This is a genomic window from Desulfocapsa sulfexigens DSM 10523 (assembly GCF_000341395.1).
GTDB classification, from domain to species: Bacteria; Desulfobacterota; Desulfobulbia; order Desulfobulbales; family Desulfocapsaceae; genus Desulfocapsa; species Desulfocapsa sulfexigens.
Window position 1 is genome coordinate 2,595,004 of record NC_020304.1, and the last position, 19,718, is coordinate 2,614,721.

Genomic DNA, 19,718 nt, shown 5'->3' on the forward strand with positions numbered 1-19,718 from the left:
TTATTGATACTGATAGTGAATTTGCGGACGCCCGTTTCTGGGAGTGCGGGTGACGTTTGCCCTGACGGAAAAGACGTTCTGGAGGAGGTCTCTGGTGAAAATTTCAGCCACCGGGGCATTGGCGAAAAGAGTCCCATCCTTGAGTACCAGGCAGTCATCACAAAATGCCGCTGCTAAATTAAGATCGTGGATGGCAGCAATAACGGTGAGTCCAGTGTTGTCAACACGTTCACGTATCACCCTCATGATGGCAATGGTGTGCTGAATATCAAGGTTGGAGGTTGCCTCGTCAAGGACCAGAACTTCTGTTTCCTGGGCAAGGGCTCTTGCCATGACCACTCGCTGTAATTCTCCGCCGGAAAGGGCGATAACGGGGCGATCCCGGAGATGGAGAATATCCATGGTTTCCATGGCCTGTTCCACAGCCGCTCTATCGTGGGCTGAAGGTGATGAAAATCTTGGAATATGGGGATGGCGTCCCATAAAAACAACGTCCCTGACACTGTATTCAAAGTCCATTGAAAAGTGCTGGGGGACGAGCGCCAGCCTGACTGCCAGTTGCTGGCGTGAATAATCGCTTAATTTCCTGCCTCTGTATTTGATAGATCCTGAACGGGGAGGAAGGGTTGCCATAAGGAGTTCAAGGAGTGTGGACTTGCCACTGCCGTTGGCACCAATCAGGCCATAAAATCTTCCCTGTTGCAGTTGGAGGTCGAGATTTCTAAGCACCGTATTGTTACGATACCCAAAGGAAAGATTCTCGATATGAAAAAGAAGTCTTTTGTCCCTCATGATACATTTGCCAGCTGTTTTTTGCGGAAGATGTAACAGAAAAACGGTCCACCGATAAGGGAGGTCAGGACACCAATTGGGATCTCGGATGGCAGAAGGGCACGGGTGATAGTGTCGGCCCCAAGAAGGAGGGTGGCCCCCCCCAGGAAACATGCGGGAAGGAGAATCCGATTGTCGGGGCCAAGAATCATACGCAGAAGATGAGGGATGATGAGACCCACAAAACCAATGATTCCGGAAACTGAGACACAGATGGCGGTGATCAGTGAGGCGCCCACCAGGAGCATCTTTTTGACTCGGCCGCTTTCAACACCCAGAGTATTTGCCGTGCGTTCCCCTAGCGCCATAATGTTCAGATCACGAGCAAAGTAGAGGGTGAAGAGAAGTCCAGGCATGACAATTACCGAGGTGCTGAGAACATCGCTCCAGGTCCTGCCGACAAAACTGCCCATAAGCCAGAAGATAATGATGCTTACCTGTTCATCTGCAAGGTATTTTATGAATCCGATACCGGCAGAAAGAATAGCTGCAATAATAACCCCGGAAAGTATCAGGGTGTTGGATGAAAGTTTGTTATCGGTCGAGGCTAGGGAGAAGACTCCGATAAGTGTGGCAATGGCACCAATAAATGCAAAGATCGGAATTGAAAACCATGCTGGAACAACAACACCGAAGAGGGTCAGGATAATGGCAAGCGAGGCGCCAAAAGCAGCACCGGATGATATTCCAAGAGTGTAAGGGTCGGCCAGCGGATTTAAGAGGATGGCCTGAAATACGGCTCCAGCCACGGCAAGACCACCGCCAACAAGCGCCGAGGTAAGAATACGGGGCAAACGTACCTCCATGACAACAAACGGAAAGGTGGGATTGATGGTGGTGGAGTCTCTGCCAAGGAGTTTGTTCCAAAGAATTTCAAGGACCTCTCCGGGGCTGATCTGTAGGAATCCCATCCCGGTTGCGGTAATAATTGCTGCACAGAGGATGAGTAGTAACAGTGCTAGTATGAGTAGTGGTTTTGTACCGGTCATTGTGTAAAATGGCATGGGAGGGCTGAGAAAGATTGATGGAAAGTAATAGTGAAGATGGGAGTTTTTGTCAATCTCCTTATCTTGTGAGGGAATTACTCTGGAAATGAATCGGATGAACTGTTAAAATGAGGGCGTTCTATTTATGGAGTCTATATGGGTAATAAATCTGAAAACTATATTTAAAAGTGGAGCCGTCATGAAACGAATTGCTTTGTTGTCTTTTATCTCCCTCTTATCCGTCGTACTTTCCAGTTGCGGCTATAACAGTCTGCAGATCCAGGAAGAGGGCGTCTTTAAGGCATGGGCTGATGTGGAATCCACCCTGCAGCGGCGTGCTGATCTTATTCCGAATCTGGTGGAAACGGTTAAAGGCTACGCAAAACATGAGCAGGAAACATTACAGGCCGTAATTGATGCCAGATCAAAGGCCAGTTCGGTGCAGATTGCAGCAAAGGATTTAAATAATCCTGCAGTAATGCAGCAATTTCAGGCGGCCCAGGGAGGCTTGACTGCTGCCCTGTCAAAATTGATGGTGGTGGTTGAGCGTTATCCTGACCTCAAGGCCAATCAGAATTTTCTGGATCTCCAGAATCAACTGGAAGGGACGGAGAATCGTATTAATGTCGCCCGGCAACGCTATAACACCGCTGTTTCCAGTTTTAATGGTGCAATTCGCAAGTTTCCTCAGAGTTTGACCAATAAGTTTTTGCTCCATCTTGAACGTAAGGAGTATTTCAAAGCGGAAGAGGGTGCAAAGGTCGCGCCAAAGGTAACATTCTAAGCTATGGTAGCGGTTCAGAAGTTTCTTAAAAGAGAGCTGCTTATAGTCCTCCTGTCCATGACTGTGCTGTTCTTTCAGGTAGCTCCCCTTGCTGCTCTTGAAGTTCCCCCCCTTGGACGTCGGGTAAATGACACTGCCCAGATGCTTTCTGCGCAGACCAGGGCAGATCTCGAGACCCTGCTTACAGGTTTTGAAGCCACTGACTCGACCCAAATAGTTGTGCTCACGATTCCTTCCCTTGAGGGTGAAGTCCTGGAGGAGTATTCCCTGCGGGTAGTAGAGGCATGGAAAATTGGTCAGAAAGGATTCGACAACGGGGCGTTGCTTCTTATTGCACGGGATGAACGGAAGCTGCGTATTGAGGTCGGTTACGGACTGGAAGGGAGCCTGACAGATCTTGTCGCGGGCCGTATAATAGGTGGCGTTATTGTACCGCGGTTTAAAGAGGGTAATTATGATCAGGGGATACACGACGGGGTGACGGCAATGGTTGCCGCTGTGAAGGGGGAGTTTGTTGCCAGTGCAGCAAACACAAAAGCCGTGAACGACAGTGATCCTGCAGGACTGATATTTTTGTTGATATTTGGTTTTTCGTTTATTGGACGGGTGTTGCATAAGAACAAAAAGGTGGCTGCTGTTGTTGGAGGTATAGGGTCCCCCGTCCTTGGTCTGATGTTTCTGCCACAGCTGGGTTTTTGGCTACTGGCTCTAATCCCACTCGGAGCTCTTGCCGGTCTGTTTGTCAGTTCTCTTTCCGCTGGCAGTGGTGGCGGTTTTTATGCGGGAGGAGGTGGTTTCGGCCGCTCATCCGGCGGTTTTGGAGGAGGATTCAGTGGTGGTGGCGGTGGTTTTGGTGGCGGTGGTGCCTCTGGAGGATGGTAGCGATGAAAACTCAATCCATGGCGCAGAAATTTTTCAGTGCTGATGAGCAAAAACAGATCTCCGATGCAGTGCATCTGGCAGAGTTGAAAACTTCGGGAGAACTTGTCCCCATGCTGGTGTGTGAGAGTCATTCCTATCCTCTCGCTGCAGTCAGGGGAGGAACCCTTGTTGCCTCAATTGGAGCCCTTCTAGGAAGTCCCATGGTTGCCAGACAGTTTTGGCTGGAACCGACTAATGTGTGGGTATTCCTAGCATTGTTTGTTCCGCTGTTCCTGCTGACGCATTTTCTCATCAAAATTTTTCCAGGCTTGAAGCGTTGGTTTCTTTCCAGTAGTGAAAAGGATGAAGAAGTTCAGAATTCTGCGTTTGCAGCTTTTTTTACTGAGAAACTCTATAAAACAAAGGATGCAAATGGCATTCTGATCTATATTTCACTTTTAGAGCGTCGTGCCTGGATAATTGCAGACAGTGGTATCAATAAACGTATTCCGCAGGAAAAATGGCAGGATGCTGTTGCGGTGATTACCGATGGAATACGAAGAAAGGAGCAGTGCCAGGCTCTCTGTAAGGCCATTGCAATGGTTGGTGACATTTTGGAAAAGGAGTTTCCAATACAGGATGATGACAGGAACGAACTGCATAATCTGATTATTTGTTAATTGTTACAGAGTGAAAACAAAGTAGATACAACCCATTAGCATTAAACTTCCAACACGAAATATCTGACTGTAGACTATCAGTTCTGCAGCCATTCGCGGTTGAAAAATTCCGGCGTAATAGGGAAACTGATGCCGGATTGCCCGTACCGGAGAAGACAGTACATTTCCGACCAGTAGGGCGAGAACCACTTCCCGGTAATCCATACTTCCCTCCTGGAGGAGAGCTCCAGCTACAGCGAGTCCTGCGGTAAATTCGGCAGCAATATGGAGGGTTATTATGCCCATGGACTGTGGGGTCAGCCAGGGAAGGAAGGAGAGATAATCAGCCATACCTGCTTCAAGAGCATCGAATATTCCGACACGGTGCATAATAAAAATAAGTATATAGATGGGTACGGTATAGTGAATGATTTTCCGTATTCGTTTTTTGAATCGTTTCCAGCTTTTTTCTAAGGCTCCTTTCCAGTTAATCATTGTGTTTTTCTGGGTCTCGGTTTCCGCTTGCTGCGTTTTCGGGTGCTCGACGGCGGGAAGGAGAAATCGGCTCAGTATGACAATCGAAACAGTTCTGAAAATTGCAGCTCCAAAGGTGAGCCCCACATATATGATTGCAGCACCCTTAATAAGTGGAGCTGTTATGAAAAATACTGTGGGCAGATGGAGAAAATAGGTTGGCAGGCTGTTAAAGAGGTTGGAAAGGATGAGTTCCTTCTTCACAATAGTTTTTTTCTCATACGCTTCAGAGAGCATGGTGTTTGCCGACACTCCTGAAAATAAAGCCATAGAGAATGAAGCACCAGCTGTCTCTGAAAGATTACCTAATCTGATAAGAGGACGCGACAGAGCAGCTATTTTACTGGTCCAGTTAAGAGACTCGATGAAATTTGCAACGAGCAGGCCAACGGAGATAAAAAAGATCAGGCGAATAAGAGGCCAGATAAGGCTTGGCCAAAGTTGTGGAAGGATATCTGCAAATTGCATGGAGATCGTAAGATGACGGCTTGGGTTGATGACAGGAACGAAGGTTGAATGTAAAAATCCATGTATGAGATGTCTCCTGCCAAATGGCCACGCCAGGCTGTGGATTATTTGGCGGGAGACATCTCATACACTACTTTACCATGACTTTTTACAGATAAATCACTCGGCGGCTGCAGGCAATCCCTCTCGGCTTCCCATCAGGAGACTGCCAATTTTTTCTTTTTCGTAGGCATCTTGAGTCTTCAGGTATTGATCATGTTCTTGAGAGCGGATATTGGAATCCCTGTTGTAAAACCTGGATCGTTTTTCGATAAGCGTTTTCCAATCTTCGAAATGTTTGTAGAAAAGTTTCTCAACGGTTCCGTCTTTCACCAGGCGGTAGAGTTTTTTGTTAATGGCGGGCATCTGCACTGCCATGGGGGACTGCTTTGAAATAGTGATATGAAAAGCCTGGGTGGTGACTGGAGGTTCAAGAATAGAGATGGCATCTTCACCTTGAAGGAGCCTTGCATAGATAAGGGCGGTGTAGAGATCCACAATCAGATAGTCGGCTTCTCCACGGTTAAGGAGCTCTATTGCACGTTCAAAGGCAATAAATTGTACACTCAGCTTATTTTTGATAAAGGTATCAAATTCCTGACCATAGCTTTCTCCAATATTAGAAACACCTTTTTTGCCAATGAGTGATTCCCAGCGGCCAAAAGGAAATTCCTTACCCTTTTCCACGACAATGACGGTGTGTTGTTGAAGATAGGGCATGGAAAAAAACATGTATTCTGCACGCGCATCATTCTTGTAGGCGGAGACTATCATGTCGATCTCTCCATTTTTACATTTGTCCTGAACCTGCTGCCAGTCGCCCTCTACCCTAAGGTCGTAGTTGAGTTGCAGTTCTGTCAGGATTGCTTGAGCAATGTCTGGTCCAATTCCGGTGAGCGTATTATATTGCTCCCATACGACAGGTGGGGCCTTGGGGTTACCAGAAATAATGAAGGTTTCTGTCGCAGAGCTGTCTGATGCTGCAAGGCAGAAGAGAGTCATACAGAAGAGAAGCGAAAGAAAGTTTTTCATAATATTTTGGTTCCTTATGAGAAAAAGTTCAACAGATAAATAGTTGTTCTTAAGGTGATTAGAGGTTGAATGGTAATCGGTTTTGCAAAAACTGCAAATGCTTCCAGTTAAAGTGAAAGATCATGGATCAGGCAATGGGCATAGAGCCCCTTTGGGTCGTTGAGTAACATGATTTCGCTAACTGGGTCTATCAGGTCGTTAAACGCTGCCAGAATGACAGGAGGGATCATTGCAGCAAGGCTTCTTGTGAAGGATCCGGAGAATATCTGGAAGAATTCTTCCTTAACCGACAGGGGGCGGTGGATATAGGATGCGGTATATTCTTCGAGCCCGGCAAGGCCAGCAGCAGAGTCAATGGCATTGTCGAGTGTACCAAGGTTATCGACAAGGCCAAGTTTAACTGCTTTCTGCCCGTCAAAGACTCTCCCTTCTGCGATGGTATGTATGGTCTCCGGAGCGATGGTCCGCCCCTTGGAAACAATATTTAAGAATGTTTCATAGCCATGACGAAGATTGATTTCTATGGCTTCCTTCAGAAGGGGGGAGAGAGGTCGGGTAATATCAAGTGCTGCTGCCAGGCTTGTTGTTCCCACGCCGTCGCTGTAAATCCCAAGGTCTGAGAGTGAGTTCTCAAAGGTGGGAATGGCTGCAAAAATCCCAATGGAGCCGGTGAGTGTAACGGGTGATGCCCATATCTCATCGGCATCGGCTGCGATCCAGTAGCCACCGGAGGCAGCCATGGCACCCATGGAGATCACAAGTGGTTTTCCTGTTTTTTTGTATTCAAGGATTTCCTGGCGGATGAGTTCCGATGCAAAGACAGAACCGCCACCGGAAACAATACGAATCACCAACCCCTTTATTCTACTGTTTTCACGGGCCTGTCGTAGAAGTTCGATCATTGTGTCACCGCCAATCATTCCAACCGGTTGCTTGCCGCTCAAAATGGCTCCTTCTGCGATGATAATACCGATGGTACCAGCAGCATCAGGAGCGTCGGTATAAGAGCGGGAGACAGTGGCGAGATAATTGTTGAATGGAATGTGTCTAAAGTCACCCTTTTCATTTTTACCACTGAGTGTTGTGAGAAACAGACGAAGTTCTTCACGGGTTTTTAAACCGTCAACCAGCCCTGATTCCAGGGCAAGTCGGGCAGAATCTCCACCGGCCGTCGCCAGTTCCGATGCTATGTTCTCAGTATATTTTTGAATACTGTCCTGACTGAGATTCCGTTCCCTGATGATATCCGTGGTGATGGTATTCCAAAGTGCCGTGAGCCAGGTCATATTCTGAGATCGTGCTTCAGTTGACATGGAATTGCGCATGACGGGCTCAAGGGCAGATTTGAAGGTTCCAACACGAAAAATATTGTAGTTAATTTTAAGATTGTCGATGGCATCTTTAAAGAAAAGACGAAAGGTGCCGAGACCATGCAAGTCAACGCCACCCATGGGGTTGAGGTATATCTCATCGGCAAAGCTTGCAAGGTAATACGCTTTTTGCTGGTAGAAATCTTCGGCAGCGATGACTTTTTTTCCACTGGCTTTAAAAGCGTTTAATGCGTCACCTATGGTCTGGAGTTGATTAAGTCCTACTGAACCAAGTTCACCGAGATCAAGGAGGATACAGGTAACCCGGTCATCATTGGCGGCGGCTGCAATCACATCAAGGATATCTTGAAAAAGGGTTTCCGATGGAATGGTGTCAAATCCAATTTTCTCATTTATCAGTGTGGCAATGGGGTCACTTACCTGTTTTTCCTCAACAATGTCACCGGATAGACTGAGCACAAGGGCTCCGCTTTCTGAAATTTTCACCTCTTTTTCTGTCGTACTGGAGGTGAGTGAGACGAACAGGAATACCAGTAGAGCAAGAAAGGCAATGTTCAGAGTGAAGATACGGATACCTGTGATGAATTTGCCAATCCAGCGGAAAATATTTAAAATAGAACTTATTAGATCTTTCATGAGAGTATATGTTGTCCAGTGAAGAGCTTTTGAAAAGGTGAATGTATGTCCCCGAATTTGAGACAATAGTAATCATTCTACCGGAAGTAAACAGACTTTTCCGTATGGGTCAAAAAAAAGGGAGATCCAGCTGCACAGGTATCTTTAGGGATGTGTTGGTGAGATTTGAAAGACTGATGCCAAGAAGGCGAATTTTTACTTTTCCAGCATCCGTTGTCTCAAGAAGTTGTCGAGTGCACTTCATTATTTCATCGACACTGTTGATTGGAATCGAATGGGTACAGGATCGTGTTACGGTGGTGAAATTGTGATAGCGAACCTTCAGGGTAACGGTAGTTGCGCCACAGCTTTTATTCTGGAGGCCCTGTTCTACTTTGAGTGCAAGGTCTCTGAGGATTTTCTCTATCTCATCTATATCATCAATATCTGAATGAAAGGTGGTTTCGGTTCCAATTGATTTACGTCCCTTTTGTGATTCCACCGGGCGATTGTCCACACCTCGGGCAATATCATGGAAAAACGCTCCAGCTTTTCCAAAGAAACGTATGAGCTGAGCTTTGTCGAAGCGGAGAATGTCCCGGCCATAATGAATTCCCAGTGAATGCATTTTTTTCTCAGTCACCCTGCCAACACCGAAGAATTTCCCGATAGGCAGCGTATCAAGGAGTGACCTTGCCTCATCGATTGGTATAACCGTCAGGCCATCAGGTTTCTTCATGTCGGATGCAACTTTGGCTAGAAATTTGTTGTAGGAAACCCCTGCGGAACAGGTCAGACCCACTTCGTGAAAAACCCGGCTCCGTATCTCTTCAGCAGTTTCAGCGGCAGCTTCCATGGTTTCGTGGTTTGAAGAAATATCGAGAAAGGCTTCATCAAGGGAGAGTGGCTCAATGAACGGTGAGTATCTCTTGAATATTTCCATAATCTGTATGGAGACCTCTTTGTAACGCTCCTTTCGTGGGCGGACAAAGAGGGCATGGGGGCAGAGTTTAACCGCCCTGGCAGCTGAGAGTGCAGACCGTATCCCAAACTTTCTCGCCTCATAGGAGCATGCTGCCACCACACCACGTCCCTCGGGATTTCCACCTACAATGAGGGGGCGGCCGCCATACTTGGGATTGTCCATCTGTTCCACCGAGGCAAAGAACGCATCCATGTCAATATGGAGTATGTAACGGTTCTCAGTCATAAAAGAATAAAAAAAGTGGAAAGAAAAGATAATGATATTGGGTGTTATAATATGCTACAGTGTAACTGATGTGAAGGATATCTTGAAAAATTGCCTTTTCCCCCCAACTCTTCGGTGCGTGAAAAATTGTATCGAAACGAGAATACTGATTTTGCAAGACCCCTGAAGTTTTTTAAGAGGATGTTTTTTTATGGAGAGTAGTGAATGCGTGAGATATTAGCAAGTAGTGAATTGTTTGGTGGGCTTTCTTCAGAACATCTGGATGAGATAGAGAAAATTGCTGTGATCAAACAGTATGGTCGCGGAGAGTCAATTTTTTTTGAGGGTGATCCAGGAACCGGTTTCTACATGGTGGCAACCGGCCGGGTGAAAATTTTCAAGACATCCATTTCAGGTAAAGAACAGATATTACACATATTTGGTCCAGGAGAGCCCTTTGGTGAGGTTCCGGTTTTTCATGGCCAGCCTTTTCCCGCAAATGCAACAGCTCTTGAAAAGACAAGCCTGATCTTTTTCTCACGTCAAGCCTTTGTGGACATTGTGCATACCATGCCCTCTCTTGTCATGAATATGCTAGCGGTCCTTTCCATGCGTCTGCGCCGTTTTACGACTCAGATTGAAAACCTTTCTTTAAAGGAGGTTCCTGCCCGGCTGGCGGGATACCTTCTCTATGTAGCTGAAGAACAGGGAAATGTTAAACAGGTAGAGTTGCAGATATCAAAGGGGCAGCTGGCAAGTTTGCTTGGAACAATCCCTGAGACACTGTCCAGGATATTTGCAAAAATGAGTGAAGAGGGGTTGATCAGCGTGGATGGAAAAATGATCAGTCTCCTTGACCTAGAAGGTTTGGAGCAGAAGGAGTAGTCCTGTCAACCTTTGCAAGCAATTGATGCTGTCGTTTTGGGGAAGTCTCAGAAGGAACAGGAGTCTCCTGGAGTTTGAAACTCCTCTTCATCGTAGCAACTGTAAGACGTGGCACGGGAGGAGGAAGAGTGCCACCAAAGAGCAGTGGTCGGAATGTGATAAATTGATAGCGTTTATCCTGAACTACGACCACCGGGGGCGCATGGTGTCCCTCAAAGTAGTCGTACCCCTCCTTGATGTTCTCCCAGAAAGCAATCCATTTTGAATTCCTATGTGCAGCCATTTTTTTCGGGGTCATCTTGAATGGGAAGATATGTACCGGTACCTGACTCTGTCCGGCAATAATGGCTGATTCCACAATGGCATAGATTTCATCCATGCGAAAATTGGTCATGGCAAAACAGCCAGCAGAAGAACAGCGGCCATGAATCATCAATAAACTGCCAGTGCGGTTATGACTTCTGTCATATTCGTTCGGGAAGCCGAGATTGAAGGAAAGGTGGTAACTGGAATTTGGATTCAACTGGTCTGCACCTACGGTATAGAATCCTTCCGGACTCTGTTTGTCTCCCTCTCGTATCTTTGGTCCAATATCCCCTGAATGGTGGCAAATGGAGTAGGATTTGAACAGAGTGTAAGTGAGTCCCTGTCGGATCCATACCTCCAGAGTTTTTTCCTGCTTGAAAATTCTGATAAAAACCGGATCACCCAGAGAGAGCCCTTTCTTTTGCATTGTCCGGATGAGTGTAGGGGCTACTCGTCGGTATGCGTTTTGTGATTTGTCACTGGAGGGGATCATACTTTCTGTAGCAAACCCTTGGGCAGCCAGAACGATGAGTGAAATGAGGAGAGTGAGTACCAATAAAGGGAATCGCATTGTGAAAATAATCAAATTGATTTTTAAAACCAAGCACACGGCCGCTCAGTGGTGACATATTCTTAATCCTGATTACCATCGAAACTCAGCTTTGCAACCCGGAGTTGTTTCGTGTTGATTATATGGGACGCCATAAACCCATCCCTGGGGGCTCTGCTGCGGCCGTCCAGGCCGCAGATGCCCATATAATCAACACGAAACAACTCCTCCTCAGACGGGTAGGCTGAGGATTAGTGGTAATTAGGTTTTTAATTGACCTGTATGCATTTTTTAAGCAGGAAAAGCAGTAAAAGTCCAGAAAAAACATGGTTTTTTTGTAAGATTAATTTCTCTTTGTTCCTTTGTAGGTGAATGCTTTAGTGATCATTGTGTAAAAGCTCCCCTTATCTATTCCGATATTTTTTCCGCATGGGCATTGGATCTTATGGCCATTTTGTCTGGAGTTGTACATCTTGGTAATACGATCCTTGTGGCAGCGCAGGACTTCTCCTGGACCAATCTTGTCATATCGCCAGAGTTTTTTTCTGCATGCAGCACAGCGGATTATGAGCATATCAATGGGGAGGGGAGGACAGAGTGGATAGCAGGTTTGCGGTACGATACACAGAGGTGGTGCAATAAATCATATATTTGTTATTAATAGAAAATTTTATCTATTAACGACTCAGATGGCTGGTCAATGTTGTTGTCTTGATTATGAGTCTGTCGCTGCAGATTAAACATGGCAAGCAGATTATCATCCATGCAGAGTTTGTAGCTTTGAGCTGAAATGATGTTTCTGCTCACCGGATGTATCAGTTTTGCCGTTATGTATAATGTACGGTTGTTTATCGAATAGGTTCCAACCAGGATTGCCTGAACCGGCTGCTCTGGGGTGATTTGGGAGAGATCCCTCGAAAGTATTGTTTCCCCATCGGCCGGAGTGATTTTCATGGTATTGCGGAGATTCACTTCCTTTACCGTGTAGCCGAGCTGGACCAGTCGTGCCCCTATGTGGCTCTGCAGTAAGCGACCCATCTGTGATGTGCTCTCCAGGTTGTCAAGATCCACGAATGTTGAGGTGAGAACTGCGTCTTCGGGATGTCGTGGTCGCAATGGAGGCATGGCAGAACTACTGAGGTCGTCGGTGATCTTGTTCCCCAGATTGATCAGGTCAATATCGGCACCAAGGAGAGTCTCCAGACGTGTACAGTTTAATGATGAGCAGCTGGAAAGCAGAGGAGTAAGCAACACAATGAGGAGGATCTGGTAGAGAGGTTTCATGGAAAGGAATATTATTGGATGGTAGAGACCATCTGAATAGTTTTACCCGTTGGGGCATTCTGATAATGCCAGAAATCCGGGTCATTAATGTAGTAAATATCTGAGGTTCTGAATAGGTATTGTTCGTCGGCCACCATGGATGTGGTGATGATAACCTCGTAATGTCCGTTCACAGGTCCCGCTGAATTTGCAATGTCAATTCCTGCTGCAAGAGCCAGCATTTGAATAGTGCTTGGAGCGTGGCGGAGAACTGAGATTGCCGCAGTGATTACGGACAGCGTACCTGGAGGTAAGGTGTAGCGGTTGCTCGCATGATAAACCACCTGCACCTTGTAGTTAACTTCAATATCCGAAACCTTTTTCTCAAGGCTTGTCGGAACACCGAAATTGACGAGTCTTGTTATAAGAAGATCCCGGAATCCTTCGTTAAACTGTGTGGTCTGTCCTTGTTCACAGGGGGACGCATCATCGCCGCAGGTGGTTTTGACATAGACCGCTTTGTCAACAAAATCAGTTATAATCAGCCGATTGTTGATTTGATTTGCCACGTCGCTTGCCAGTACGTCCCAATGGTGGGCGGCCTGCATCTTCTGCTGTTCGCTATAAGCGTAGGAAGCCGGCTGGGGAATACGTGAACAACTACATAGAAAGAATACCAGAAGAAGGATGGAAACCACGCGCATTATGGGATACCTTTAGTTGTTGTCGATCATTTTTTTAAGAGTTACATAACTCTATCGGATGATTGGCTGAAAACTGAAGGAAAAACATTTTGCGCAGCACAATTTCTCTTAGCCCATGGCATTGAGTTTTTGACGAAGCTGAGCTTCCGGTGGAGCACCAACGATCTGATCAACCATCCTGCCATTTTTGAAAAACAGAAGGCTTGGTACTCCACGAATCTTGTAATGCATGGCAGTTCCAGGGTTGCTGGAAGTGTCAATTTTAGCAATAATAACTTTACCGAGATAGTCCTTTGATAGTTTTGTGATAAGAGGTGCAATTGCTTTGCACGGACCACACGTGGGCGAATAGAAATCAACCATGACGGGTAATGAGGATTTTGCAATAAATGTTTGAAAATCTGCATCACCAAGTTCCACTGGAATGGCCTGAGGGGAAACGGGGATCTGTTTGCCACACTTGCCGCATTTTGGTGAAAGATGCTGCTTGCTGGTGGGAATTCTATTCTTTGTTCCACAGGATGGACAGGTGATAATCAGGCTGTTCACGGGATACTCCTTTCTTTTTTTCTTAAAAATGATGGGTAGAAAAAAAATGCGCTATGACTAAAATGTGAATGAAAGACAGGACTGTCAAGAGCAGGCTTTCCGGAAGTTGCCGGAGCAGTTCACTATTGCCCAAACAGGAAGCAGTGTATATAGTCTACTGCGTTATTCTTTGATTTTACGAAGTTATAAAAAATTGTTCAGCTCTTTCTGCCCCTTTATGTCCATTGATCTTCATACCCATTCCTGGTTTTCAGACGGGACTAAAAGTCCGACGGAACTGGTGCAGCTTGCGTTACGCAGTGGGGTTTCGGCGCTTTCCATTACTGATCACGACACAATGGATGGCGTGAGTGAAGGACTGACTGCCGGTGTGGAATACGGAATTGAGGTGGTACCTGGTCTTGAGGTGAGCGCTGTTCATAAAAAGAAAGCTTTGCATATTCTCGGATATTACCTGGATCCCGCTCACCCTGAACTTACCGCAGCTCTTTCTGTCTTGCAGAAGGCAAGAGATGGGCGCAATGAAAAAATCATTCACAAGTTACAGGGATTAGGTGTCCCTGCGACGGTAACGGAATTAAAGGAGATCTCGGGCTACGGTCAAACCGGTCGTCCCCATATTGCCAAATTGTTGATGAAACATGGTTTGGTGCGGTCTGTACCACAAGCCTTTGATGAGTATCTTAAAAAAGATGGAAAGGCGTATGTGGCACGCTTTGCTTACAGTGCTGAAGAGGCCATTGGTCTTATTGTGCGTGCCGGAGGAATTGCTGTGCTTGCCCATCCCATCCAGGTTGATAAAACTCTTACAATCCTTTCGACGCTGCTGCCTGTCTTGAAATCCTATGGTCTTGCCGGGATTGAAACATTTTATCCAACGCAGAAAAAGAAAGTGCGGCAACGAATCAGGATACTGGCAGAGGAAAATGATCTGCTGCTCACCGGAGGCAGTGACTATCACGGAGACATTCGTCCTGGGACCCGACTGGCAGGTGGCAATAACGTACATGTTCCTCCGGAGCTTCTCGATAAAATGAAAATATGGCTTGGCAGGCAACCTTCTATTAACTGATAAATATAAGAAAAGAATCTATTATGTACTCAATACTTGTTGTTGATGATGAGCCCAATTACCTCATAGTTCTCTCGGAACTCCTTCGTGACGAAGGATTTGAAGTTTTTACTGCTTCCTCCGGTACGGACGGTATAGCACAGGTGGCGGAAGTCGATCTTGATCTCGTTATTACCGATATGCAGATGCCGGGTATGGACGGTCTGCAACTGTTAGAGAAGGTCAAAGAGAACAACCCCAACCTGCCGGTTATCATGATAACCGCCTTTGCTGAGGTTGAAAAGGCCGTTGCTGCAATGCAGGCAGGTGCTTACAACTATCTCTCCAAACCGTTCTCCAATGATGAATTGCTCGTAAATATCAATAAAGCGGTTCACCATTATGCTCTTCTTCGCGAAAACAGCAGGCTGCGCCAGGAGATGCTGGAGCGTACCGGTTATTCCGGAATGGTGGGAAAGAGCAGACATATGCAGCAGATGTACGAGTTGATTGAAAAGGTGGCCCCCACACCATCTTCGGTTTTGATTACCGGGGAGAGTGGTACCGGTAAGGAACTGGTGGCTAAGGCGATTCACTATAACAGCCCTCGTGCCGACAAGCCTTTTATCACTGTAAACTGTGCGGCCCTTGCCGAGAACCTTCTTGAGAGTGAGCTGTTTGGACATGAAAAAGGTGCCTTTACCGGTGCTGTGGCCATGCGTAAGGGACGTTTTGAACTGGCAGATGGTGGTACACTTTTTCTGGATGAAATCGGAGAGATTCCACTGGCTCTCCAGGCAAAACTACTCCGTGCCATTCAGGAAAAATGTTTTGAACGGGTCGGTGGTACCAATACATTGCATGTTGATGTACGAATAGTCAGTGCTACCAACCGGGAAATACGGGAAGAAGTAAGCAGTGGAAATTTCCGCGAAGATCTGTACTATCGTCTGAATGTCATTCACCTGGCATTACCAGCCCTGAGAGAACGTCAGGATGATATTCCCTTGCTGGTGAACTACTTTGTAAAATCTGTGACCGATCGTCTTGGAAAAAAAGATCTCAGCATCACCAAGGAGGCCATGCGTCTTCTTGTGAGTCTTCCCTGGGAGGGAAATGTCAGAGAGCTCGAGAATACAATAGAGCGCGCCGCTATTCTCTGTGATGATAATGAAATCAGAGCGGATGATGTACAGCCGGAATCACTCGGCAATGACAAACAGAAGGTCTTTGGTCGCGATCTTGATCTCAGTAAAGTCATTCCCCCTGGTGCTGGACTTAATGATGTCCTCTATGCCATAGAGGACAGAATGCTGAACCAGGCACTGGATGAGACCGGGCATGTTCAGGCCAGAGCTGCCGAGATGTTGGGGATTACCAAGAGTTTGTTACAGTATAAAATGAAAAAATATGGAATTAAAAAGAAGAAAGGGTGAGGGCGCAATCTGGGGTCACCCGGTTTCTCATCTCATGCCCCAATGCAGCTTATTGCGCAGGATTGCAAAATAATCGCGATCCGGAGAAATAATGAGGCGCAGGCAGTGTTTTGCTGCCTCAATCTCAAGAGTGTCCTTTTCATCCATGTCCCAGACCGGCTGTCCGTCAACAATGATTTGAGCCTTATAGGAACGTCCGGCTTCAAGGTATGTCCGCAGCCGGCTGTGTGCGGGCAACAGCATGGGCCGGGATCCAAGCATAAATGGGCAGATGGGAGTTACCAGCATGGTGGCCACTCCCGGATATACCAGGGGGCCGCCGGCGGAAAGGTTATACGCCGTTGATCCGGTGGGGGTGGAGAAGATAAGGCCGTCTGCCTTATAGGTTGTGATGTATTCCTGATCCGCCCGTGTTGAAAGCTCAAGAACCCGGTCAGTTGTTCCTTTATTGATGACAACATCGTTTAATGCGTATCGGGAATTTCCTGTTTTGCCGTCTTTATTGAGCGATGCCTTCAGCATCATCCGATTTTCAATGGTAACTGCCCCGGCTATCAGCTCATCCACCGCTGCAAATGCCTCTTCCTCGGTTCTCTCCGTTAGAAACCCAAGATATCCCATGTTAATTCCAAGCACCGGAACGGAGTAACGCGCGGCCTGGTCGGCGACGTGCAAAAGAGTGCCGTCACCTCCGACGACAATAAGGACATCGAGATCGTCACTGAAGCCGTCGATGGTAACCGCAATACCGTGTTTTGCCAGTTTTTTTGCAATCTTCTGAGCAAGCTCAGCTGCGGGGGAATAGTTCTTTTTTAAGACGATTCCAGCATGCCTGAGTGAAAGAGTGAGGTTTGTGCGAAAGGCTTCTGAAAGTTGAGTCATATCAGTCAGTTTTCCCGAGCTCTTTGGAGCGGTTGACTGCGGCTTCTATGGCATCCATAACGATTCCCTTGAATCCGCTGCGTTCAAGAATGTGTTGTGCAGCAATCGTGGTTCCACCCGGGGATGTGACCATGGCTCGTAATTCGGCAGGATGCTTTTTGCTCTCAATGAGAAGTTTTACGGAGCCCAGAATAGTTTGGAGGGCAAGTGTTTCGGCTGTGGGTCTCGGCAGTCCTGCCTTGATTCCCGCGTCTATCATGGCATCTGCAAAGGTGAAAACATAGGCGGGTCCTGATCCCGAAAGTCCGGTTACAGCATCAAGTAATGACTCATCGAGGGGGACGGATTTTCCGATTTTGTTCAGGATTTCCTCACAACGGAGCAGGTCGTCGGGGCCTGTGTTTTTATTGCCACTGAAACCCGATGCGGCTTCGAGAATCAGGGCAGGAGTGTTTGGCATGACCCGTATGATTTTACAGTCATCACGCCCAAGTGCCTGTTCGTAGAAGGAGATAGGAAGGCCGGCTGCAATGGTGATAATCAGATGGTCGGGGCTGACAAAGTCTTTACTTGCAGCGAGGACCTTCGCCATGATCTGAGGTTTTACGGCAAGAAGTATAGTAGCAGAGTTTTTCCAGAGTTGTTCACTGTTGGCAAATCCCTGAATGCCGTAAGTGTCAGAGATATAAGTACGGCGTTCTTGGTTTGGCTCTGCAACGGATATCGCATTGGCCTGGTAAAGACCGGAGTCAATAAGTCCGCGAATCAGGGCTTCACCCATTTGCCCGCCACCAATAAATCCAATTGTATGTTTCATAATGTTGTCCTTTGAGTCTGAAGAATTTTTTGGAATGTACCACGTCTTCGTTTAACAGTCTACAGAGGAAAAGGTAGCCTTTTATTCGAGATGAAATCTCTGGTAATTCATGCTAAGAGTAGTTCTTTAGATAAATAATTATATATTTCTATTATTCTTACTGGGAGTGTTTGCAAATGAAAAAAATTCTTGTGGCTGTCTGTTCGTTGATGATACTGGCTGGTCAGAGTTTTGGCGGCTGCGTTGAGGGTGATTGCGTGAATGGTGATGGAACCTATGAGTGGTCAGATGGGACACGCTATACAGGAAGTATACGCAATAAGGCCCCAGATGGGAGAGGATCCATGCTCTATCCTGACGGCGGCGAATATACAGGAGAGATGAAGGCTGGAGAGCGCAGTGGAAAAGGGGATATGAAATTTCCTGACGGGAAAATATATAAGGGTGAGTGGGCCAATAATCTGATGAATGGCCAGGGAACCATGGACTGGCTCGATGGCAGGAAATATACAGGGGAATGGCTGGATGGTATGCAACATGGTCAGGGACGCTTAAGTTACCCCGACGGAAAGGTGAAGGAAGGTGAGTGGGAAGATGGTGATCTGCTCGATTGAAAAGAAATAGTTTTAGAAGAACAAAGGACAAGTAGTCATGGAGAAAGAGTAATGATTAGTCAGGAACTACTGGATATTCTAGCCTGCCCTAAATGTAAGGAAGCTGTGGTGTTGAATGAGACAAAGGATGGACTCCTGTGTGAAAAATGCGGCCTGCTTTATGAAATAAGGGATGATATCCCGGTGATGCTTATCGATGAGGCAGTGCCTCTTGCACCGAAGGAATAAATACCAGCTATTATGGAACTCACTTTTTTTTCCCAGCTCGACTCTTTTCTTCGTGGATTTCCACTCCTCCATGAATATGACCTGCTTGAGAGGTTGGTCATCGTCTGTATCTATGCCGTACTTGCAAAGGTTTTTGATCTGTTGCTTATACGCTCCCTGCGAAAGCTGGCAAAGAAAACCAGGATGCATTTCGATGATTTTCTGGTCGATTTTTTTCACAGACCCTTTCTTGCCACCGTCATTCTTATAGGAGTCCTCCATGCCTGCTCGGTGGAACCGGCACTTCCACAATCAGCTGCATGGATAATTCCCAACGGAAGTAAAACACTTATCCTTATGGTCTGGTGTGCTGCTCTCTCCAGAAGTCTCAGTAGAACCAGTCTTGAAGCAGCGAGCAGGATACTTGGAGGGAGGCATATTGATCCTGATATATTCCTTCTTTTTAAAAATGTTTCAAGGATTCTTGTCCTGTTCTTTACCATCCTGTGGATTCTCCTTATCTGGCAGGTAAATCTTTCCCCTCTTTTTGCATCAGCGGGAATAGTAGGAATCGCCATAGCTCTTGCCGCCAAGGATACACTGGCCAATTTTTTTGGTGGCATTTCCGTTTTTATGGATCGGGCGTATAAGGTTGGTGAGTATATTATTATTGAGTCCGGTGAGCGCGGTGAGGTCGTGGAGGTTGGTATCCGGTCAACAAAGATTCTGACTCGTGATGATGTTATGATTACTGTTCCAAACGGTATTATGGCCAATTCAAAGATCATCAATGAATCTGCACCCCAACCGAGATTCAGGATACGTCTCGATATTGGTGTTGCCTACGGGACGGATCTTGACATGGTGGAAAATCTGCTTTTGCGGGTTGCCGATGAAAACAATCAGGTGGTGAAGCAACCTGCACCACGGGTAAGGCTGAGAGCATTCGGGGATTCCGCTGTGAACTTTCAGCTACTTCTCTGGGTTCGAGACCCCCGGGAAAAAGGGCGACAGACCCATCTGCTGTTAAAGGAGGTATATCGCGTCTTTAACGAGAATAATGTGTCCATACCCTTTCCACAGCGTGATGTGTATCTCAGGGAGCAGAAAGTAGAGAGTTGAAAC

The 19,718-nt window shown here is 46.7% G+C and carries 21 protein-coding genes; 9 read left to right on the forward strand and 12 right to left on the reverse strand.

The genetic code is table 11. From position 1 onward, the window contains the following. Both UWK_RS11575 and UWK_RS11580 read right to left on the reverse strand, forming a co-directional pair. Positions 1-792, reverse strand: coding sequence for an ABC transporter ATP-binding protein (locus UWK_RS11575; RefSeq protein WP_015404559.1), 792 nt, complete (start codon positions 790-792; stop codon positions 1-3). Further along, the gene (locus UWK_RS11580; RefSeq protein ID WP_015404560.1) at positions 789-1,835 is read right to left on the reverse strand and encodes a FecCD family ABC transporter permease; all 1,047 of its coding nucleotides are present in this window, start codon (positions 1,833-1,835) and stop codon (positions 789-791) included. Before UWK_RS11580 ends, UWK_RS11575 begins: the two co-directional genes overlap by 4 nt. Before the next feature lie 181 nt (positions 1,836-2,016). Between UWK_RS11580 and UWK_RS11585 the strand changes: the two genes are divergently transcribed. The 3 genes from UWK_RS11585 to UWK_RS11595 are packed head-to-tail and all read left to right on the forward strand — an operon-like array spanning position 2,017 to position 4,142. Beyond that, positions 2,017-2,601: a LemA family protein gene (locus UWK_RS11585; RefSeq protein WP_015404561.1), complete on the forward strand. Its 585-nt coding sequence runs from the start codon at positions 2,017-2,019 to the stop codon at positions 2,599-2,601. 3 nt (positions 2,602-2,604) lie between these two features. Next, a complete protein-coding gene (locus UWK_RS11590) occupies positions 2,605-3,483 on the forward strand; it encodes a TPM domain-containing protein (protein WP_015404562.1) in 879 nt (292 codons plus the stop codon). Positions 3,484-3,485: 2 nt separating this feature from the next. Then, the gene (locus tag UWK_RS11595; RefSeq protein ID WP_015404563.1) at positions 3,486-4,142 is read left to right on the forward strand and encodes a TPM domain-containing protein; all 657 of its coding nucleotides are present in this window, start codon (positions 3,486-3,488) and stop codon (positions 4,140-4,142) included. Between the two features lie 3 nt (positions 4,143-4,145). Here the strand turns inward: UWK_RS11595 and UWK_RS11600 are convergent, their stop codons facing one another. From UWK_RS11600 to dinB, 4 genes are all read right to left on the reverse strand, one after another. Further along, positions 4,146-5,123: a hypothetical protein gene (locus UWK_RS11600; protein ID WP_015404564.1), complete on the reverse strand. Its 978-nt coding sequence runs from the start codon at positions 5,121-5,123 to the stop codon at positions 4,146-4,148. A 159-nt stretch (positions 5,124-5,282) separates the two neighbouring features. Next, positions 5,283-6,194 carry a substrate-binding periplasmic protein gene (locus tag UWK_RS11605; protein ID WP_015404565.1) on the reverse strand — a complete coding sequence of 304 codons (912 nt, stop codon included), beginning with the start codon at positions 6,192-6,194 and terminating at the stop codon, positions 5,283-5,285. 107 nt (positions 6,195-6,301) lie between these two features. After that, entirely contained in the window at positions 6,302-8,161 is a 1,860-nt protein-coding gene (sppA, locus tag UWK_RS11610) for a signal peptide peptidase SppA (RefSeq protein ID WP_015404566.1), read from the reverse strand. Positions 8,162-8,270: 109 nt separating this feature from the next. Next, positions 8,271-9,350: a DNA polymerase IV gene (gene dinB / locus UWK_RS11615; RefSeq protein WP_015404567.1), complete on the reverse strand. Its 1,080-nt coding sequence runs from the start codon at positions 9,348-9,350 to the stop codon at positions 8,271-8,273. Between the two features lie 204 nt (positions 9,351-9,554). On the opposite strand from dinB, the gene UWK_RS11620 reads away from it, so the two are divergent. Continuing rightward, positions 9,555-10,214 carry a Crp/Fnr family transcriptional regulator gene (locus UWK_RS11620; protein WP_015404568.1) on the forward strand — a complete coding sequence of 220 codons (660 nt, stop codon included), beginning with the start codon at positions 9,555-9,557 and terminating at the stop codon, positions 10,212-10,214. Here UWK_RS11620 and UWK_RS11625 read toward each other — a convergent pair. The 4 genes from UWK_RS11625 to trxA all read right to left on the reverse strand — a co-directional run bounded on the left by UWK_RS11625 (position 10,174) and on the right by trxA (position 13,586). After that, positions 10,174-11,091 (reverse strand): L,D-transpeptidase family protein, encoded by a 918-nt coding sequence (locus tag UWK_RS11625; RefSeq protein ID WP_153304894.1) that lies wholly within the window; start codon positions 11,089-11,091, stop codon positions 10,174-10,176. The two genes, UWK_RS11620 and UWK_RS11625, sit on opposite strands and share 41 nt — an antisense overlap. Positions 11,092-11,727: 636 nt before the next feature. Further along, positions 11,728-12,354: a FlgO family outer membrane protein gene (locus UWK_RS11635; RefSeq protein ID WP_015404570.1), complete on the reverse strand. Its 627-nt coding sequence runs from the start codon at positions 12,352-12,354 to the stop codon at positions 11,728-11,730. Positions 12,355-12,365: 11 nt separating this feature from the next. Further along, positions 12,366-13,037, reverse strand: coding sequence for a hypothetical protein (locus UWK_RS11640; protein ID WP_015404571.1), 672 nt, complete (start codon positions 13,035-13,037; stop codon positions 12,366-12,368). 108 nt (positions 13,038-13,145) lie between these two features. After that, entirely contained in the window at positions 13,146-13,586 is a 441-nt protein-coding gene (trxA, locus tag UWK_RS11645) for a thioredoxin (RefSeq protein ID WP_015404572.1), read from the reverse strand. A gap of 64 nt (positions 13,587-13,650) precedes the next feature. Between trxA and UWK_RS11650 the strand changes: the two genes are divergently transcribed. Continuing rightward, positions 13,651-14,658 (forward strand): PHP domain-containing protein, encoded by a 1,008-nt coding sequence (locus tag UWK_RS11650; RefSeq protein WP_153304895.1) that lies wholly within the window; start codon positions 13,651-13,653, stop codon positions 14,656-14,658. A gap of 23 nt (positions 14,659-14,681) precedes the next feature. Next, a complete protein-coding gene (locus UWK_RS11655; protein ID WP_015404574.1) occupies positions 14,682-16,073 on the forward strand; it encodes a sigma-54-dependent transcriptional regulator in 1,392 nt (463 codons plus the stop codon). A gap of 27 nt (positions 16,074-16,100) precedes the next feature. On the opposite strand, the gene UWK_RS11660 is transcribed toward UWK_RS11655, so the two are convergent. Both UWK_RS11660 and proC read right to left on the reverse strand, forming a co-directional pair. Beyond that, positions 16,101-16,955, reverse strand: coding sequence for an NAD(+)/NADH kinase (locus UWK_RS11660; protein ID WP_015404575.1), 855 nt, complete (start codon positions 16,953-16,955; stop codon positions 16,101-16,103). A 1-nt stretch (position 16,956) separates the two neighbouring features. After that, complete coding sequence (gene proC, locus UWK_RS11665) at positions 16,957-17,772, reverse strand: pyrroline-5-carboxylate reductase (RefSeq protein WP_015404576.1); 816 nt, start codon at positions 17,770-17,772, stop codon at positions 16,957-16,959. A gap of 176 nt (positions 17,773-17,948) precedes the next feature. Here proC and UWK_RS11670 point away from each other — a divergent pair, with 176 nt between their 5' ends. The 3 genes from UWK_RS11670 to UWK_RS11675 are packed head-to-tail and all read left to right on the forward strand — an operon-like array spanning position 17,949 to position 19,715. Next, complete coding sequence (locus UWK_RS11670; protein WP_015404577.1) at positions 17,949-18,386, forward strand: MORN repeat-containing protein; 438 nt, start codon at positions 17,949-17,951, stop codon at positions 18,384-18,386. Positions 18,387-18,437: 51 nt separating this feature from the next. Then, a complete protein-coding gene (locus tag UWK_RS19440; RefSeq protein ID WP_015404578.1) occupies positions 18,438-18,614 on the forward strand; it encodes a Trm112 family protein in 177 nt (58 codons plus the stop codon). 12 nt (positions 18,615-18,626) lie between these two features. Further along, entirely contained in the window at positions 18,627-19,715 is a 1,089-nt protein-coding gene (locus UWK_RS11675) for a mechanosensitive ion channel family protein (RefSeq protein ID WP_015404579.1), read from the forward strand. Positions 19,716-19,718: the final 3 nt, after the last annotated feature.

Excerpts from the sequence above, each read along its gene's own strand:
- UWK_RS11605 (WP_015404565.1), bottom strand. The coding sequence starts at position 6,194 with ATGAAAAACTTTCTTTCGCTTCTCTTCTGTATGACTCTCTTCTGCCTT.
- UWK_RS11670 (WP_015404577.1), top strand. The coding sequence starts at position 17,949 with ATGAAAAAAATTCTTGTGGCTGTCTGTTCGTTGATGATACTGGCTGGT.
- sppA (WP_015404566.1), bottom strand. The coding sequence starts at position 8,161 with ATGAAAGATCTAATAAGTTCTATTTTAAATATTTTCCGCTGGATTGGC.
- UWK_RS11675 (WP_015404579.1), top strand. The coding sequence starts at position 18,627 with ATGGAACTCACTTTTTTTTCCCAGCTCGACTCTTTTCTTCGTGGATTT.
- UWK_RS11590 (WP_015404562.1), top strand. The coding sequence starts at position 2,605 with ATGGTAGCGGTTCAGAAGTTTCTTAAAAGAGAGCTGCTTATAGTCCTC.
- UWK_RS11660 (WP_015404575.1), bottom strand. The coding sequence starts at position 16,955 with ATGACTCAACTTTCAGAAGCCTTTCGCACAAACCTCACTCTTTCACTC.
- UWK_RS11600 (WP_015404564.1), bottom strand. The coding sequence starts at position 5,123 with ATGCAATTTGCAGATATCCTTCCACAACTTTGGCCAAGCCTTATCTGG.
- UWK_RS11580 (WP_015404560.1), bottom strand. The coding sequence starts at position 1,835 with ATGCCATTTTACACAATGACCGGTACAAAACCACTACTCATACTAGCA.
- UWK_RS11575 (WP_015404559.1), bottom strand. The coding sequence starts at position 792 with ATGAGGGACAAAAGACTTCTTTTTCATATCGAGAATCTTTCCTTTGGG.
- UWK_RS11595 (WP_015404563.1), top strand. The coding sequence starts at position 3,486 with ATGAAAACTCAATCCATGGCGCAGAAATTTTTCAGTGCTGATGAGCAA.
- UWK_RS11620 (WP_015404568.1), top strand. The coding sequence starts at position 9,555 with ATGCGTGAGATATTAGCAAGTAGTGAATTGTTTGGTGGGCTTTCTTCA.
- UWK_RS11625 (WP_153304894.1), bottom strand. The coding sequence starts at position 11,091 with ATGCGATTCCCTTTATTGGTACTCACTCTCCTCATTTCACTCATCGTT.
- UWK_RS11635 (WP_015404570.1), bottom strand. The coding sequence starts at position 12,354 with ATGAAACCTCTCTACCAGATCCTCCTCATTGTGTTGCTTACTCCTCTG.
- UWK_RS11585 (WP_015404561.1), top strand. The coding sequence starts at position 2,017 with ATGAAACGAATTGCTTTGTTGTCTTTTATCTCCCTCTTATCCGTCGTA.
- proC (WP_015404576.1), bottom strand. The coding sequence starts at position 17,772 with ATGAAACATACAATTGGATTTATTGGTGGCGGGCAAATGGGTGAAGCC.
- UWK_RS19440 (WP_015404578.1), top strand. The coding sequence starts at position 18,438 with ATGATTAGTCAGGAACTACTGGATATTCTAGCCTGCCCTAAATGTAAG.
- UWK_RS11655 (WP_015404574.1), top strand. The coding sequence starts at position 14,682 with ATGTACTCAATACTTGTTGTTGATGATGAGCCCAATTACCTCATAGTT.
- UWK_RS11640 (WP_015404571.1), bottom strand. The coding sequence starts at position 13,037 with ATGCGCGTGGTTTCCATCCTTCTTCTGGTATTCTTTCTATGTAGTTGT.
- dinB (WP_015404567.1), bottom strand. The coding sequence starts at position 9,350 with ATGACTGAGAACCGTTACATACTCCATATTGACATGGATGCGTTCTTT.